Source organism: uncultured Tateyamaria sp., from assembly GCF_947496075.1.
GTDB lineage: Bacteria > Pseudomonadota > Alphaproteobacteria > Rhodobacterales > Rhodobacteraceae > Tateyamaria.
Genome location: NZ_CANMBJ010000002.1, coordinates 693,266 through 708,587 on the forward strand (window position 1 = coordinate 693,266; position 15,322 = coordinate 708,587).

Sequence of the window (15,322 nt, forward strand, 5' to 3'; positions counted from 1 at the left end):
AAGGCCAAACTTGATGTCCCATTCGCAAGAATCCGCCGAAGTGGTCGGTTTGCAGGCCATCGCATGGATGGTCGGGAACGAAGAGTTGCTTCCCGTCTTCCTTGGTGCCACCGGTGTCAGCGAAGCCGACATGCGGGCCGGGGTAGGAGATCCGGCCTTCTTAGGGGGCTTGCTGGATTTCATAATGATGGATGACGCGTGGGTGGCAGAATTTTGCGATGCTCAGGGTTTGACTTATGATACGCCCATGCGTGCGCGTACGGCTTTGCCAGGCGGTGGAGAATTTCATTGGACGTGACTGTATCCGGCTGTCCTGTTCGCGGGATCATCTTTGACAAGGATGGAACGCTTTTTGACTTTTCTACGACGTGGGAGGCTTGGGCCGCAGCGTTCTTGCGTCGCGCGGCATGTGGAGACGAAGAACGTGCGCAAAGGGCTGGTGCCGCGATTGGCTTTGATCTTGCGCGCGCACGGTTCCTGCCCAAAAGCATTGTGATCGCCGGTACGCCCATCGAAATTGCGTCTGAGTTGAATGCCTATTTTCCGGATCTGTCGTTTGATGAGTTGGTGGCGCTATTGAATGACGAGGCGGCTCACGCACCCCAGGCCGAGGCTGTTCCTCTCAAGCCACTTTTGACCACGTTGCGCGCGCGTGGCCTTGCGCTGGGCGTTGCAACAAATGATGCCGAAGCGCCCGCCCGCGCGCATTTGCAGTCCGCGGGTGTAGACGGCTTTTTCGACTTCATCGCAGGCAGCGACAGCGGTTTTGGTGGCAAGCCTGCGCCAGGACAGTTGCTGGCGTTCTGCGCCGATACCGGGCTTGCAGCCAAAACAGTCGTTATGGTGGGGGACAGCACCCATGATCTGCATGCCGGCAGAGCGGCCGGGATGAGTACGGTTGGCGTTCTGACAGGCATGGCGCCACTTGATGTTCTGGTCCCGCATGCAGACATCGTTTTATCCGACATCGGTGCGCTGCCGGACTGGCTTGATCAATTGGCAACGGTCTGACGAGTGCAAATTCGCCACTTCGACTAAGAAAAACGACACAGCCCGTCGCAAACGGAGATGTACCGAAAGGCTTGCTGCGGTGTCGTGGTCTGCACATGCAGTTCGAAGGGACGATACGATGGCAGACACGGCGACACGACGCAGGACGCGTGGCGGTGGCAGGGCCGGGGCGGCGGCCCGCAGGGGTGCGGCTGTCATTGAACAGATGCCATGGAATCCGCCCGTCATTACCGATCCGCCGGTGGAGCCTTTGCGTCCCGAAGGCGTCGAGGCAATCCACGACGGGGCCATGCGGATCCTTGAAGAGATCGGCATTCAGTTTCTCAACGAGGAGGCACTTGGCATTCTGCGCGACGCTGGGTGCCGTGTTGACGGCGATATTGTCTGCATGGACCGCGATTTCGTGATGGAAATGGTGCGCAAGGCACCATCCGAATTCACCATTAAACCGCGCAACCCTGACCGGGCGATCACCGTAGGTGGCAAGCATCTGCTTTTTGGCAACGTGTCGTCACCGCCCAACTACTGGGACATGGAAATTGGTACGAAGGTGCCGGGCACGCGTGAGAAGTGCGCCAACCTTCTAAAGCTTACCCAGTATTTCAACTGCATCCATTTCGCTGGCGGGTATCCTGTTGAACCGGTCGATATACACGCCAGCGTACGGCACCTGGACGTGCTTTATGACAAGCTTACACTGACTGACAAAGTCATGCACGCATACTCGCTTGGCAAAGAGCGTGTTGAGGACGTGATGGAGATGGTCCGCATTGCCAGCGGGTTGAGCCACGAAGAATTTGACGCAGCTCCGCGAATGTATACCAACATCAATTCGACCTCTCCGCTGAAGCATGACCACCCCATGATCGACGGCTGTCTGCGCATGGTGCGCCGTGGTCAAGCGGTTGTGGTGACACCGTTTACGCTGGCGGGGGCGATGGCTCCGGTCACTATGGCAGGCGCCGTGGCGCAGTCAATTGCAGAGGCACTGTGTGCGATTGCGCTCTTCCAATATGTTGCTCCGGGTGCACCCTGTGCAATTGGCACGTTCACATCGAATGTCGATATGAAGTCCGGCGCGCCTGCCTTCGGAACGCCAGAGTATATGCGCGCAACCCAGATGACAGGCCAATTGGCGCGGTTCTACGGCTTGCCGCTGCGATCGTCGGGCGTGTGCGCAGCCAACGTGCCGGACGGGCAGGCCATGTGGGAAACCTCGAACAGTTTGTGGGCGGCGGTTCAGTCAGGAACCAACATGGTTTACCACGCGGCTGGATGGCTTGAGGGTGGGCTGATCGCGAGCCCGGAGAAATTCGTCATGGACTGCGAAGTTCTTCAGCAAATTCAACGCTATATGGAGCCGTCGATTGTAGGAACAGGCACGGATGATATAGCGCTGAACGCCATTAAATCGGTAGGAAACGAGGGGCATTTCTTTGGCATCCAGCATACGCAGGATCGCTATAGCACCGCCTTTTATCAACCTTTCCTGAGCGACTGGAAGAACTATGAAGGGTGGGAGGCAGCCGGTGCCGTATGGACGCCTGAGCGGGCGCACCGGCTGTTCAAGGAGATTGTCGCAAGTTTCGAGGCGCCAGCGATGGAGGTGTGCATTCGTGAAGAACTTGCCGATTTCGTGGCGCGTCGCAAAGCCGAAGGTGGAGCCCCAACAGATTTTTGAGCCTTTTGGGTCCAAAAACTAGGTCAAATTGCATCTGTTAGAGGATTGTTTAGAGCTGATTGCGCATGGTGCTCCCGTGGAAATGGGAACGTCGTGCAATGCATGGACTGATCAATCGGGCAATTCAATGTTTCGTAACAGACAGTTATGGAGCGGACAAATGGGTCGAGGCGACCCGGTTTGCGGATCTCGACTTTGTCGAATTCGAGTCGATGTTGATCTACGATGACGACATTACACCGCGTATTCTGGATGCCATCAGTCAAATTCTGAATCGACCTCGCAGCGACGTGATGGAGGATATGGGTACATATCTGGTGTCCCATCCCAATGTCGAAGCGCTACGACGACTGCTCCGTTTTGGCGGCGTGACATTTGTTGAGTTTCTGCATTCGCTCGATGATTTGCCGGATCGTGCCCGTCTTGCTGTCTCTGATCTAGATCTGCCGCGGATCGAGTTGCGCGATCACTCTCCGACGCATTTCAGCCTGATCTGCGAAAGCCCCATTCATGGGTACGGACATGTGATGATGGGTATTCTGCGGACAATGGCGGATGATTATGGTGCTCTTGCACTTCTCGAACACACTGGGCGTGGCAATGGCATCGAGACGATTTCGGTAAGCTTGGTTGAAACCGAGTTCGCAGAGGGGCGTGTTTTTGATTTGGGGGCGCGGGCATCATGATGGATCAGGCTGCACTGATGCAGGCGATGGATGTGCTTTGCCCGATGCATCTTGTGCTGGGGCCAACTGGGCATGTGGTGCATGCCGGTCCCACGCTTCAGAAATTACGTCCTGGCAGTCCAATGGTTGGTCGGCGGTTCCTCGAAATTTTCGACCTGAGGCGGCCGCGCGCAATAACTTCGATCGATGGTCTGCGTGCCACGGCAGGAACAAAGCTTCACTTGCAGTTTCGCGACGCCCCCAAGACCGAGGTCAAAGGGTTGTTGGTTGCTGGCCCGGAAGAAGGACAAAGCATTGTAAACCTGTCATTTGGCATCTCTGTGGTTGATGCCGTGTCGGATTATGCTCTTAACAGTTCTGACTTTGCAGCTACCGATCTCACGATTGAGATGCTGTATCTTGTTGAGGCCAAGTCAGCTGCAATGGAGGCGTCACGCAAACTCAATTTGCGTCTGCAAGGCGCAATGATTGCTGCAGAAGAACAGGCGTTCACTGATACATTGACCGGGCTCAAGAACCGTCGCGCAATGGATCACGTGCTTGCTCGTCATATGGATTGGGGTACGCGCTTTGGCTTGATGCAGATAGATCTGGATTGGTTTAAAGCCGTGAACGACACGCTTGGGCACGCAGCCGGTGATCACGTGTTGCAAACGGTCGCGCGCGTCATGGTCGAAGAAACGCGGGAGAGTGACACCGTCGCGCGTGTTGGCGGTGACGAATTTGTGGTCATTCTCCCCCACGCAAAAGATGGCGATGCGATGGAGGGGATTGGCCGTCGAATCATTCAGCGACTGTCACAGCCAATTCCGTTTCAGGGCGAGTTATGTCGCATCTCGGCAAGTATTGGGTCAGCCATATTTGATCCGGAATCCGAACAGTCTGCGGCAGAAGTCATGGATGATGCCGATGTCGCGCTCTATGCGTCCAAACATGGTGGCCGCGGACAACAGACTCACTACATACCAGTCTTGCGACAGAATGCTCAGAACCTGGTGCCCCCGGTGGGGCGGGACGCCGCAAGCAATGCTTGATCCAGCTTGTCTGTTGCTTCGGCCAGTTCCGAGAGATTTATGTGGGCGATGTTTACTACATAAGGAGGTGAGGTAGAACGATGCGTGACGCTTCGCTTGCCGAACCCAGTACAGTGTGCCGATGTCATCCCCAAGTGTCCAAGATGACCAACATCCAACGCGGCGCGGTAAGCCTAAGGGATAAACACCCCGCAAAACCAAGACAAAGTATTGAAGACTGGCAGCCCGTAGGGGAATCGAACCCCTCTTTCCAGGTTGAAAACCTGGCGTCCTAACCGATAGACGAACGGGCCAGCGCTGGTGTGAGCGCTCAGATAGGCAATTCAACGATGTTGCGCAAGCGGAAAAAACGTCCGACTAGCGATATTTCTGACGAATGCTTGTCGCCTTTGATGTCACGCCCGAGCGGCATCTTCGAGCCGCAGTTGAACGGACTGTCGACCGCGGAAAGAATTGACCTCAATCCGACCCGCCAGGTGGAATGGTGCACCGCCATGATCCATCAGCGTTTGGCCCAATGGACCGTCGAAAGCACCAAACGCGATGCCATCCAGACGTGCCCCGCCGGGTTCTCCAAAAGTGAGCTTCAGATGTGCTTCTCCCACGCGCCGGGCTTGCAGAATTCGCATCGCCGCAAATGCATAGCGCGGGGCAGGGGCGCCCGCTCCGAACGGACCCGCTGCGTCAATCTGGTTCAGCAACTCGACGGTGGCCGCACCGGGCATCAACACGCCATCAAGGCGCAGGTCCGCGGGGCCGAGAGCATCGGCTCCTTGCTTCGCCAACAGATTCGACAGACGCTCCATGGCTGGCTCGATCTTGTCCGCTTCGACCGTAAGGCCCGCGGCCATCTTGTGCCCGCCGCCTTTGATCAACAAACCTTCGGCTGCCAGCCTCTGAATGGGCGCACCTAGGTCAATGCCCGACACAGATCGGCCCGATCCCTTACCGATCCCATTCTCGACCCCGATGACGATCGACGGGCGGTTGGTTGCCTCCTTCACACGCGATGCCACGATACCGACCACGCCGGGGTGCCACCCGGGACCCGCAGCCCAAGCCAAGGCGCCATCCGCGCCGCGTGTTTCGCATTGCGCGATGGCTTCGGCGCGGACGTGCGCTTCGATCTCGCGCCGCTCAGCGTTGAGCGTATTGAGGCGTTCGGCCAGCGCTGCCGCCTCGTGTGGATCGGTTGTTGCCAAGAGGCGCGCCCCCAAATCCGCCTGTCCGATGCGCCCACCTGAGTTGATGCGTGGCCCGAGCAAATAACCGAGGTGATACGGTGTAGGCGCGGTATCAAGGCCAGCGATATCGGCCAAGGCAACCAGTCCAACGCGTTCACGCCGAGCCATCACTTTGAGCCCCTGTCTTACAAAGGCGCGATTGACACCGACCAAGGGCGCAACATCAGCCACGGTCGCCAAACCCACGAGATCGAGCATGGCCATGAGGTCCGGCCCTTGCTTTCCCCCTTCTCGCAACTGGCGACCCGCTTCGACCAGTGCCAAAAATACGACCGCTGCCGCGCATAGATGGGCCAATGCCCCATCCTCATCCTGCCGGTTCGGGTTCACGACTGCATAGGCATCGGGCAGTGTTTCAGCGCCAAGGTGGTGATCCAAAACGATCACATCTGCTCCTTCCGCTGCGGCGATCGGGCCATGCGACAAGGTCCCGCAATCGACGCAGATGATCAGGTCATGCGCAGCGGCGAGCCGCGCCATCGCCTCGTCATTTGGGCCGTATCCTTCGTCAATGCGGTCGGGCACATAGAGCGTTGCGGCTGTCCCCATCGCTCTGAGCCACGTGATCAACAATGCGGCAGAACTGCCGCCGTCCACATCGTAATCTGCAAAGACTGCTATTTTTTGACGTTTCTGCACGGCGTCCAGAAGCCGGGTGGCGGCAGGTTCCGTGTCGCGCAAGGAACGCGGATCAGGCATCAGATCCCGCAGGGTGGGGGACAGGTAGGTCTCTGCCCTTTCGGCGGATACGCCCATGCGGGCGAGGATCTGACAGACAGGGCGGGGCAATTGCGTATGCTGCGCCAGGGCTTCGGCAGCACGTTCGGTCGAGACGTCCGGGCCGATCCAGGCCCGTCCGGTCAGTGACTGTTCAATCCCCAAGAATGCCACAGAGCGCCTCCCCTTCGCGCAAGATTGCGCCAGTTTAGGCGCGGGCGCACCTGTGGCAACAATGTCGTAAGGCGGACGTGTCGTCCGCCCCGCACGTCAAACCGTATGCGTTGGCGTCCGGTAGTTGATGCGGCGGACCGATCCGGTCTTGGATCGCATCAGCAGTGTCTCGCATGTCAGCCAACCGGGCTCGCGCTGCACTGCGTGCAAGAGCGATCCGCTGGTGACGCCGGTTGCGGCAAAGATAACGTCCTGTGTCACCATTTCGTCCCGGGTGTAGATCCGGTTCAGATCAGTAATCCCGGCCTTGGCCGCACGGCCTTTTTCGTCGTCATTTCGGAAAAGCAGGCGGCCATAAATCTGTCCACCCATGCATTTCAGAGCTGCAGCGGCCAGCACGCCTTCGGGTGCGCCACCTTCGCCCATGTACATGTCGATGCCTGTGGTCGGGTCGGCGCAATGCATCACGCCAGCGACGTCTCCGTCGGTGATCAGGCGGATTGAGGCGCCCGTGCCGCGCACGGCAGAAATGACTGCTTCGTGGCGCGGTCGTTCAAGGATACACACGGTGATGTCCGACGCAGAGCATCCCTTGGCCGTGGCAAGAGCTTCGACACGTTCAGATGGGCTCATATCCAGCGTGACAGTGTCCGGGGCAAAACCCGGGCCGATGGCCAGCTTGTCCATATAGACGTCGGGCGCGTGCAACATGCTGCCGCGTGGGCCCATCGCAATGACGGTCAGCGCATTGGGCATGTCCTTGGCCGTAAGGGTCGTGCCTTCGAGCGGATCAAGGGCGATATCGACGCCGGGACCGGTGCCCGTCCCAACCTCTTCGCCGATGAACAGCATTGGCGCCTCGTCCCGTTCGCCTTCACCGATGACCACGACGCCCGCGATGTCGAGCATGTTCAATTGCTCTCGCATCGCATTCACCGCGGCTTGGTCTGCGGCTTTTTCGTCCCCGTGGCCAACAAGCCGGGCCGAAGCAAGCGCGGCGGCCTCCGACACGCGGGCAAGGCCCAGTGAAAGCATGCGATCCTGGAATTGTGCGGTGGCTGTCATCTTAGTTGATCCTTTGGGGAGGTATGAAGTTTCAGACGGACTCGATGCGTAAGACAACGGGGTTCGAAGCAAGGACGCCGGTGCCCTGCATCGCGTTGATCGCCTCGTTGACGGCTGCGCGTGTGCAGGTGTGGGTTACAATCAGAACAGGGGCGGTTGTGTCGCTGTGGCCGTATTGCCGCATGCGGTCGATGCTGACGCCGGCCTCTCCCAAAACGGTCGCGATCTTTGCGAGCGCACCGGGTTTGTCGACCAGCGCCATGCGCAGGTAGTAAGGCGCAGGCAGGACGGATGCTGCGCGCGGCGCAGTTTCCAGCGTTCCGGCGGGTTGACCAAAGACGGGCAGAGTGAAGCCACGGGCGATGTCGCAGACATCGCCCATCACTGCGGACGCTGTGGGACCTTCGCCTGCGCCGGGGCCGCGCAGAACGACTTGTTCTACAGCATGCCCCTCGATGGCGACCATATTGGTGCCGCCCTGCAACTGGCCGAAGGGCGACGTGTCGGGCACGAGGCACGGCATCATGCGCTGTTCCAATCCGCGCCCGGTTTTCTGGGCGACACCCAGCAGCTTGATCTTGAAGCCCATGTCGGCGGCATGTCGGATGTCGTCAATGCTGATGCGTTCAATGCCCTCAAGCTCGATTCCGTCGAAATCCACGCGGGTGCCGAAAGCAATCGACGAAAGGATCGCCAGCTTGTGCGCCGCGTCGATGCCACCGACGTCAAGTTGCGGATCCGCTTCGAGATATCCAAGCCCGTCAGCCTCGGCAAAGACCTCTTCATAGGTCAGGCCGGCACTTTCCATGCGGGTCAGGATGTAGTTGCACGAGCCGTTCATAACCCCAACGATGCGCGTGATCTCATTGCCGGCAAGTCCTTCCGTCAGGGACTTGATCACGGGGATGCCGCCTGCAACGGCAGCCTCGTAGCGCAGGCTGATGCCCTTGGCCTCTGCCGCTTCAGCGAGAGCTTGGCCGTGAATGGCAAGCATGGCCTTGTTCGCAGTCACCACATCCTTGCCCGCCGCAATGGCGGCTTCGACGGATGCTTTGGCCGGGCCGTCCGTACCCCCCATCAACTCGACGTAGATATCAACGTCTTCGCGCGCAGCGAGTGCAACGGGATCATCCTCCCATGCATAACTGTTCAATGGCACGCCGCGGTCCTTGTCGCGGGACCTGGCGGAGACAGCGCTGATTTCGATCTTACGACCTGTGCGCGCTTCCAGCATCGCGCTGTGCTGGCGAATAATCTTGACCACGCCGATCCCGACGGTGCCCAACCCTGCAATGCCAAGCCGAAGCGGTGCGTTCATGTTGGGGTCCTTTGAGCGATACGTCATCGCGGGCGATGTAACGGGTTCGTGGGCCGGGTGCAATTGCCCTTGCTTGTAGGGCTTAGCCCAAGCGTGCGCGCATCCTGGCTCGCGTGGCGGGGTCGACTATACTGCGTTGTTGCAGTGCGCGTGCCCGGGCCCTGAGTGCGGCAACGCGTGCCTCAAGGGTTTTCGTGGTCTCAACCGGATCGCTCACAACCGGTGCTGCACCAGCCAGAAGCGGCTCCAGCGGCACAAGAGCAGGGAACTCCGACGCTTCGACTTCGGGGGAGACTGTATTGTCCAACTCGGGAAACTGCGTGCAGGCAGTCAGGGTCAGACAAAGAAGGGCTGTCGTTGCGCGCATAGGCGAGACGCTCCGCAAATCTGGTGTTGCCTATGTGATGCACCAAGCCCTTGCATCGTGCAAGTGCGGCTTGGTTTTGAACATACGTTCAGATAATTCTTGCCCATGGCTCGCACCACTGGCTCACATTCCGACATCACCGGCCCGCGCGTTCGCGAAGCGGCACTGCGATTGTTCGCGCGGCACGGCTATGCTGCTGTTTCCATGCGCCAAATCGCGGGAGAGGTCGGGGTGCAGGCAGGGGCGCTCTATAATTACACACCAGACAAGCAGAGCCTGTTGTTTGCCTTGATGCGTGATCACATGGTTGAATTGCTTGATGCGGTGCCGGTCATGGATACGGATGCGCCGGTGGATCAGCTTGAAGCCTTCGTGCGGTTTCACATTGAGTTTCACCACGCACGACCGGACGCTGTATTCATTGCGTATATGGAATTGCGCAATCTGGAGGCGCAGAACTTTGCTGAGATCGAAGGGCTGAGGGGGCGCTACGAGGCTGTTTTGGAACGGATTTTGCAGGATGGTGCGGAAGCAGGGGTGTTCGAAGTGGCGGACCCGAAGATCGCGACCCTCGCCGTGATTGCGATGTTGACCGGCGTGACGACATGGTTCCGGGACGAGGGGCGCTTGAGCCTTGCGGACGTGCAGGATCAGTACTGGGACATGGTGCGCAAAGCCGTGATGGCGTGACGGCGGGTCGGACGCTCTTTGCCGTTGGCAAAGTCGCCCCACCCGCCGTCCCGTTTTGCCCTAGTGCTGGGGTTGGATGAACGTGCCGTTGCGCAGGTCGCGCATGGCTTGCATCAGCTCTTCCTGCGTGTTCATCACAATCGGTCCGTGCCATGCGACCGGTTCATTGATCGGCGCGCCTGAGACAAGCAGGAACCGCAGGCCGTCGGGGCCGGCCTGCACCGTGATTTCATCGCCCGTGCCGAAGCGGATCAAGGTCCGGTCCCCGGAGAGGTCACGGATATTAACCTCTTGCCCTGCAACCTCTTTTTCGAGCAACACACCTGACGGATCGGAGGCGTCGGCAAAGGCGCCTGCGCCTTGGAACACGTAGGCGAATGCGCGCCGGTACGTGTCGATTTTGAACGTTTTCCTCACCCCGGCAGGGATGGAGATATCTAGGTATTGCGGGTCAGCCGCGATTCCGTCGACCGGGCCTTTCCTGCCCCAGAATTCGCCTGTGATCACACGCACCCGGGTGCCGTCATCGTCGATGACTTCGGGGATGTCGGACCCGGCGATGTCCTGGTACCGCGGGGCTGTCATCTTCTGGTCCGATGGCAGGTTGCCCCAGAGCTGGAAGCCGTGCATTTGACCGCGTGCGTTGCCGTGCGGCATCTCTTGGTGGAGGATGCCAGACCCGGCGGTCATCCATTGTACGGATCCCGCACCCAGCGTGCCGGAATTGCCGAGGGAGTCGCTGTGTTCGACCGTGCCTTCCAGCACGTAAGTGATTGTTTCTATTCCTCTATGTGGGTGCCAGGGGAACCCTTTTTCGAAATGCGCGGGGATGTCGTTTCGGAAGTCGTCAAACAGCAGAAACGGGTCCAGTTCCGATGGGTCCTGGAAGCCGAATGCGCGGTGCAGGTGCACGCCTGCGCCTTCGAGTGTGGGCTGGGCCTGACGGGTTTCGAGTGTCGGTCTCAGGGACATGGTTGTCTCCTTTCATCTGTGCGTTGAGGCAAAGATAGGCCCGAACGTAAAGTGCGCAATCCGCGGCCACGAACCGGTGCTGTGCGCAGGTGCAGCGCAAGATGTTGGGGTAAGGTGACGGGACCACCACAACCGTTTGGTTCTCTCATTCCCGAGGACCTGTATATACAGGTGGGCGCCAGGTAACCGGACCAGGGCCCGGACAGAGCCAGCTCCCTCGGAATTGCTTAAGGCCACCGGAATGCAACCTGTCACGAGAAGGGTAGAACCCGCCACCGCGCTACATAGGGGTGTGTGGCGTCCGGGACAAGGTGGATCCGGTCGGCGTCTTGGCTGATCGACCCTTCGGGGAGGATTTTTGGAAACAGGGAAGGTGGATTTGCACGTTTGGAACGTGCGCTGCGTTAATCGTGGGTTCGGGAGCCGTTTCGCGGCGGGTTTGGAGCCGTGACTTGGGCAAACTGCGATGTTTGGACGGGAAACTGCGTATTTCGGTCGGGTCAAAACGGAGCTGTTTTACGCCGGTTTTGGCAAAGTGCACAATTTGAGCCCGAAAATGCGCATTTTGTTCCGCGCGCCGGATTTGAGGCGCGCGGACGGGTTAACGCGATACCTTATGCCGCAGGTTGGCTGGTCTCGGGCCGGGCTGTTTCGCCGTTCAGGTGATCGCGCAGGCTGTCTTCGAAAAAGTGTTGCCAGCCGCGTTGGCAGATGTCGAAACAGGCGATCTGTGGCGAGAGCCCTTCGTGGGTCAGCGTGACCGTGCTGCCGCCCGAGGCGGGGGCGATCCGCCAGACAAGGCGGGTGCCTTTCCATTCGCCCGGATCGTCCACGCCCTCCATGATCATGTGGGCGTCGGTGCAGGTCCATGTGAAGCCTTGCGCCGTGCTGCCGGGATCGATGGCAAAGGTGGCGTGGCTTGTGTTGAAGCGGATGGTGAAGCCGCCTGGTCGGCGGTCCACGCGGGTGGACCACCAGAGTTCAAGATCGTCGGCAATCTGACGCGCGGCCTGTTCGGGTGGCGCGCTAGTGGTGATCGTGGCGGTGTAGTCCATCAATCCTCTCCATGGATGTCGTTTCGCATGCGCATGAGGTGTTCATCCCAGCCGTTGTCGAGCGAGAGGATGAGGCCGAAGGCGGCTTCGCCCTGGGGCAGCCCTTCGTGTGTCAGCGCCAGTTGCGTGCCGCCCGGGACGTCCGAGAGCGTCCATTTCACCGTGCTGACCGCATCGCCCATCGGGCCGACGGTGAACGTGTATTCGAGGTAGTCGGGGGCGTCGGCCTTGATCACCTTGCCCCAGATCAACAGGTTGCCGCTGGTCGTGCCGTACATTTCCAGCTTTTCGCCCTCGGTCATGGGGGTTTTGGGGGCGTGGAACCATTTGGCGAGATGGTCGGGCTGGGTGAGATAGTCCCACACCATCTGCCGCGGTGCTTTGAGGAAGATGGTTTTCTGCAGGGTCGCATCGGTCATTGGAGGTCCTTTTCGATGGCGGTTTTAAGATCGGACAGGCGGTCATCCCAGAAGCGGTCGAAGAATTCGAGCCAGCTGAAGACCGGGGCGAGCCCGGCGGGATTGAGCGTGTTGATGCGTTCGCGGCCGCGTGCTTCGACCGTGATGAGGCCGCCGTCGCTGAGCACGGTGAGGTGTTTTTTGACGGCGGCGCGTGTCATGTCGAAGCGGTCGGAGACCTGGGCGATGGTCATGTCTTGCCCCGACAGCATGCGCAGGATGTCGCGCCGGGTCGGGTCGGCGAGGGCGCGGAAGGCGTTTTGGGTCGGGTCCGTCATTGCGTCACCGGCAGGAAGTCGAACGCGCCGTCCTGGTAGAGCATGGTGATGCAGGGGCTGTCAGAGACGCAAGCCGAGATGTGGGGCATGTTTGCGGGCACTTCGTAGTAGCCGCCGGGGCCAACCGTGGTGGCGGCATCTGCGCCGAGGGCCGTGTGCGTCATCTCGCCCTCGATCATCACGCCGTACATGTTGAAGGTTTTGACATGAGGCGGGCTGGTCGTGCCTGCGGGCAGTTTGACCATGGCGAAGTAGGCTTCGGTCAAGCGGTCACCGGAGAGGGCGGCAAAGGCGACGCCTTCGGGAGTGGTTTCCCAGTCGAGCGCGCCCGCTGGGGTGAGGGTGATTGCGGGGTCAGCCAGCGCGGGGGTGGCTGCGAGCAGGAGGAGGGCGAGGGATTTCATCGGGTGTCTCACATATGATGCCATTTGGTATCATATTAATGAGATACCTTTTGGTATCATGTCAAGCCGCTTAAATCCGTGCGCAGGTTGGGTGCGCTAAGCTATTCAGAAGATTGCGTAAATCCGTATGTCTCAAGTTCCTCCGGCAGCAGGACATATATCTGGTTTGGTGGCGTCGACAGGGCGTGCTGCATGACAAGCGGGTCGATTCCCATCTCGTTCAGGTAGGTCATCACCTCAGCCTGGCCGCGCTGGATGTCTTCGACTGCGAAGGCGGCGGGCAGGAAGGTGTTCTGGCCGAAATAGTGTTGGTGCACGCCGACCGATGCCGCGTCGTCGATGGTTCGTATTGTCCCAGCCGCCAGAAGGTAGGGGCAGGCGGAATAGCAGAATTCGCCTGCGAGCATTTGGGTGCCGATCCCTTCACGCCGGATCACGCGCCCCAGTGCGAGTGCGTCTTGGACCGACCCTCCGGGGCTTTGCAGGATCAGCGTTTCGGGGGCGGGGTCAGCCTGCGCGATAAGGTCCGCGAGCCGGTCTGCGTCGCCTGCGCTGATTTCGCCCTCGAGCCGGTAGGTGGTGCCGCTGGCCTGTGTCAGTACCAGTCGGTTGGGCAATTCGCCCGGATCGCGGGCGGGTTGGGTGACGGGGCGGTCGCGGTCGGGGCGGAAGGTGCGGCGCTGGTCGCCGGGGCGCACCGGTTCTGTCAGCCGTGGGGCATCGGGGCCAAAGCTGGGTAGGCGCAGGCCCTGCATGTCGCCAAGGATCAGCAGCCCGCCGATCCCCACTTGGAAGATCAGCACCCCCATCAGCACGCGCGCGATGGGATTGCGCTGCTTGCCCGTGGCGGTCGTCATTCGGCGACCCGTTTGGGTGGGGTTGGGGCCTTCACCGGCTCGGCCGGGGCGGTCATCGTGGTTTCGACGTCGCGCAGGGCCACCATGGCTGCGCGCAGTTCGGCCAGTGTCAACGTGTCCTCGACCGCCGCCCCTTCGCGTCCGCCGCGGATGGCGGATTGGGTGATGGCCAGGATGAACACCAGGACGGCGGGCAACAGGTCGATGGCGATGGCCCCTGCCCAGGAGGGCACGAAATTGCGGGCGTAGAGGATGACCGCGTCGGCGGAGGAGATCGGCGTGTAGGTCACATCGGTGGCCGGTTCCAGCGCCTGTACCGTCTGGGCGGCTCGTTCGAGCGTGGTGGCGCGTTGGGCCAGCACTTCGAGCACCGAGGTGATGGTGGCTGCCTGATCGGTGCGCCCCTGTTCGGTTGTGCTGTCAAGCTCGGGCAGGACAACCGAGGCGGCAAGGTCCTGGGCCGCGCGTTCAACAAGCGGGGCCACCGAGAGCTGGCGTATTTGTGTGATCAGGCCCGCGAGCCGCACCGCCTGTTCCGAGAATTCGACGCTGCGCGCCTCGACCGGGCCGGGTTCGACAGTGAGCGCGCGCATGCGGGAGAGGATCACGTTGCCCTCGGCAAAGGCGCTTTCGACAAGCGGGGTTTGCGCGCTGATTTGCCCTTCGAGCCCGGAGAGTTCGGCGGCTTTCTGGCGCAAAACACGGAACACGGCGCCGCGGCCTGCGAGGCCCGAGAGCGCGCCGGCGGCTTCCTGTTCGGAGAGATCCTCGAATGACTGGCGGACGCGGGCCACGTCGCGTTCGAGGGATTGGCCTGTCAGCGCGACTTCGTGCGCGCGTTCGAGGCTGTTCTGGTAGTCCTGCACGGTTTTGGCGAGGTGCTGTTCGACCGCAGCCGATCCGGCGAGGGCTGCGGCGTTGAGCCAGGATGACATGGCCACGATGGCAAGTGATCCGACGCCCATGGCCACGATCAGCCCGATGCGGGCGCGGGCCGAGCGGACGGCGGGAAACAGGCGCATCATGTAGGACCAGAAGACGAAGATGCCGACCGACACGGCGACCGAGTAGGCGATGGCGGCAAAGACCGACATGGCGCCGTTTTCATCCAGAAGGGACGAGACCCCCAGATAGGTGTAGATGCCCGACGCGACGGCCAGCACGCCAAGTGCCGTGCCCGAGAATGTGTCGAGCCAACCGAGGTGCCCCTCAAGCTCGCGGGCGTAGCGGACCCCGCGGGCCTGCCCCTGGGTCAGGCGTGTCTCATCACTCATGAACGGTCCCTTCGTGCTGTCGGCTAAAGGTAGGCGC

At 60.5% G+C, this 15,322-nt stretch carries 17 protein-coding genes and 1 tRNA gene; 6 read left to right on the forward strand and 12 right to left on the reverse strand.

All coding sequences use genetic code 11. The features are described from left to right. Positions 1-13 precede the first annotated feature (13 nt). The 5 genes from Q1A51_RS07375 to Q1A51_RS07395 all read left to right on the forward strand — a co-directional run bounded on the left by Q1A51_RS07375 (position 14) and on the right by Q1A51_RS07395 (position 4,412). Positions 14-298 carry a DUF3572 domain-containing protein gene (locus tag Q1A51_RS07375; RefSeq protein ID WP_299598056.1) on the forward strand — a complete coding sequence of 95 codons (285 nt, stop codon included), beginning with the start codon at positions 14-16 and terminating at the stop codon, positions 296-298. After that, positions 289-1,011, forward strand: coding sequence for an HAD family hydrolase (locus Q1A51_RS07380; protein ID WP_299598053.1), 723 nt, complete (start codon positions 289-291; stop codon positions 1,009-1,011). Before Q1A51_RS07375 ends, Q1A51_RS07380 begins: the two co-directional genes overlap by 10 nt. 118 nt (positions 1,012-1,129) lie before the next feature. Beyond that, positions 1,130-2,692: a trimethylamine methyltransferase family protein gene (locus tag Q1A51_RS07385; protein ID WP_299598050.1), complete on the forward strand. Its 1,563-nt coding sequence runs from the start codon at positions 1,130-1,132 to the stop codon at positions 2,690-2,692. 98 nt (positions 2,693-2,790) lie between these two features. Then, positions 2,791-3,378 (forward strand): heme NO-binding domain-containing protein, encoded by a 588-nt coding sequence (locus Q1A51_RS07390; RefSeq protein WP_299210568.1) that lies wholly within the window; start codon positions 2,791-2,793, stop codon positions 3,376-3,378. Then, the gene (locus Q1A51_RS07395; RefSeq protein ID WP_299598047.1) at positions 3,375-4,412 is read left to right on the forward strand and encodes a diguanylate cyclase; all 1,038 of its coding nucleotides are present in this window, start codon (positions 3,375-3,377) and stop codon (positions 4,410-4,412) included. Before Q1A51_RS07390 ends, Q1A51_RS07395 begins: the two co-directional genes overlap by 4 nt. A gap of 218 nt (positions 4,413-4,630) precedes the next feature. On the opposite strand, the gene Q1A51_RS07400 is transcribed toward Q1A51_RS07395, so the two are convergent. The 5 genes from Q1A51_RS07400 to Q1A51_RS07420 form a co-directional block, all read right to left on the reverse strand. Continuing rightward, positions 4,631-4,705, reverse strand: a tRNA-Glu gene (locus Q1A51_RS07400). A gap of 102 nt (positions 4,706-4,807) precedes the next feature. Continuing rightward, positions 4,808-6,547 carry a single-stranded-DNA-specific exonuclease RecJ gene (gene recJ, locus Q1A51_RS07405; RefSeq protein WP_299598044.1) on the reverse strand — a complete coding sequence of 580 codons (1,740 nt, stop codon included), beginning with the start codon at positions 6,545-6,547 and terminating at the stop codon, positions 4,808-4,810. Between the two features lie 96 nt (positions 6,548-6,643). After that, positions 6,644-7,612: a class II fructose-bisphosphatase gene (gene glpX / locus Q1A51_RS07410; protein WP_299598041.1), complete on the reverse strand. Its 969-nt coding sequence runs from the start codon at positions 7,610-7,612 to the stop codon at positions 6,644-6,646. A 31-nt stretch (positions 7,613-7,643) separates the two neighbouring features. Beyond that, positions 7,644-8,930, reverse strand: a complete 1,287-nt coding sequence (locus tag Q1A51_RS07415; protein WP_299599657.1) for a homoserine dehydrogenase — start codon at positions 8,928-8,930, stop codon at positions 7,644-7,646. A gap of 82 nt (positions 8,931-9,012) precedes the next feature. After that, the gene (locus Q1A51_RS07420; protein ID WP_299201052.1) at positions 9,013-9,297 is read right to left on the reverse strand and encodes a hypothetical protein; all 285 of its coding nucleotides are present in this window, start codon (positions 9,295-9,297) and stop codon (positions 9,013-9,015) included. 105 nt (positions 9,298-9,402) lie between these two features. Here Q1A51_RS07420 and Q1A51_RS07425 point away from each other — a divergent pair, with 105 nt between their 5' ends. Next, positions 9,403-9,987, forward strand: a complete 585-nt coding sequence (locus Q1A51_RS07425; protein WP_299598037.1) for a TetR/AcrR family transcriptional regulator — start codon at positions 9,403-9,405, stop codon at positions 9,985-9,987. A gap of 60 nt (positions 9,988-10,047) precedes the next feature. Here Q1A51_RS07425 and Q1A51_RS07430 read toward each other — a convergent pair whose 3' ends face one another. The 7 genes from Q1A51_RS07430 to Q1A51_RS07460 all read right to left on the reverse strand — a co-directional run bounded on the left by Q1A51_RS07430 (position 10,048) and on the right by Q1A51_RS07460 (position 15,285). Then, positions 10,048-10,959: a pirin family protein gene (locus Q1A51_RS07430; RefSeq protein WP_299598034.1), complete on the reverse strand. Its 912-nt coding sequence runs from the start codon at positions 10,957-10,959 to the stop codon at positions 10,048-10,050. Positions 10,960-11,573: 614 nt separating this feature from the next. Further along, positions 11,574-12,014: an SRPBCC domain-containing protein gene (locus tag Q1A51_RS07435; RefSeq protein WP_299598031.1), complete on the reverse strand. Its 441-nt coding sequence runs from the start codon at positions 12,012-12,014 to the stop codon at positions 11,574-11,576. After that, positions 12,014-12,433, reverse strand: coding sequence for an SRPBCC domain-containing protein (locus Q1A51_RS07440; protein ID WP_299598028.1), 420 nt, complete (start codon positions 12,431-12,433; stop codon positions 12,014-12,016). Before Q1A51_RS07440 ends, Q1A51_RS07435 begins: the two co-directional genes overlap by 1 nt. Further along, positions 12,430-12,750 carry a metalloregulator ArsR/SmtB family transcription factor gene (locus Q1A51_RS07445; protein WP_299201038.1) on the reverse strand — a complete coding sequence of 107 codons (321 nt, stop codon included), beginning with the start codon at positions 12,748-12,750 and terminating at the stop codon, positions 12,430-12,432. The genes Q1A51_RS07440 and Q1A51_RS07445 overlap by 4 nt, the downstream gene beginning before the upstream one ends. Beyond that, positions 12,747-13,154, reverse strand: coding sequence for a cupin domain-containing protein (locus tag Q1A51_RS07450; RefSeq protein WP_299598024.1), 408 nt, complete (start codon positions 13,152-13,154; stop codon positions 12,747-12,749). Before Q1A51_RS07450 ends, Q1A51_RS07445 begins: the two co-directional genes overlap by 4 nt. Positions 13,155-13,255: 101 nt before the next feature. Then, positions 13,256-14,011: a hypothetical protein gene (locus Q1A51_RS07455; protein ID WP_299598021.1), complete on the reverse strand. Its 756-nt coding sequence runs from the start codon at positions 14,009-14,011 to the stop codon at positions 13,256-13,258. After that, positions 14,008-15,285 carry a hypothetical protein gene (locus tag Q1A51_RS07460; RefSeq protein ID WP_299598018.1) on the reverse strand — a complete coding sequence of 426 codons (1,278 nt, stop codon included), beginning with the start codon at positions 15,283-15,285 and terminating at the stop codon, positions 14,008-14,010. The genes Q1A51_RS07455 and Q1A51_RS07460 overlap by 4 nt, the downstream gene beginning before the upstream one ends. Positions 15,286-15,322 lie beyond the last annotated feature (37 nt).

Coding starts and splice junctions, on each gene's coding strand:
- Q1A51_RS07385 (WP_299598050.1), top strand. CDS start 1,130: ATGGCAGACACGGCGACACGACGCAGGACGCGTGGCGGTGGCAGGGCC.
- Q1A51_RS07450 (WP_299598024.1), bottom strand. CDS start 13,154: ATGAAATCCCTCGCCCTCCTCCTGCTCGCAGCCACCCCCGCGCTGGCT.
- Q1A51_RS07440 (WP_299598028.1), bottom strand. CDS start 12,433: ATGACCGATGCGACCCTGCAGAAAACCATCTTCCTCAAAGCACCGCGG.
- glpX (WP_299598041.1), bottom strand. CDS start 7,612: ATGACAGCCACCGCACAATTCCAGGATCGCATGCTTTCACTGGGCCTT.
- Q1A51_RS07415 (WP_299599657.1), bottom strand. CDS start 8,930: ATGAACGCACCGCTTCGGCTTGGCATTGCAGGGTTGGGCACCGTCGGG.
- Q1A51_RS07435 (WP_299598031.1), bottom strand. CDS start 12,014: ATGGACTACACCGCCACGATCACCACTAGCGCGCCACCCGAACAGGCC.
- Q1A51_RS07375 (WP_299598056.1), top strand. CDS start 14: ATGTCCCATTCGCAAGAATCCGCCGAAGTGGTCGGTTTGCAGGCCATC.
- Q1A51_RS07445 (WP_299201038.1), bottom strand. CDS start 12,750: ATGACGGACCCGACCCAAAACGCCTTCCGCGCCCTCGCCGACCCGACC.
- Q1A51_RS07395 (WP_299598047.1), top strand. CDS start 3,375: ATGATGGATCAGGCTGCACTGATGCAGGCGATGGATGTGCTTTGCCCG.
- Q1A51_RS07420 (WP_299201052.1), bottom strand. CDS start 9,297: ATGCGCGCAACGACAGCCCTTCTTTGTCTGACCCTGACTGCCTGCACG.
- Q1A51_RS07425 (WP_299598037.1), top strand. CDS start 9,403: ATGGCTCGCACCACTGGCTCACATTCCGACATCACCGGCCCGCGCGTT.
- Q1A51_RS07430 (WP_299598034.1), bottom strand. CDS start 10,959: ATGTCCCTGAGACCGACACTCGAAACCCGTCAGGCCCAGCCCACACTC.
- Q1A51_RS07455 (WP_299598021.1), bottom strand. CDS start 14,011: ATGACGACCGCCACGGGCAAGCAGCGCAATCCCATCGCGCGCGTGCTG.
- Q1A51_RS07390 (WP_299210568.1), top strand. CDS start 2,791: ATGCATGGACTGATCAATCGGGCAATTCAATGTTTCGTAACAGACAGT.
- Q1A51_RS07460 (WP_299598018.1), bottom strand. CDS start 15,285: ATGAGTGATGAGACACGCCTGACCCAGGGGCAGGCCCGCGGGGTCCGC.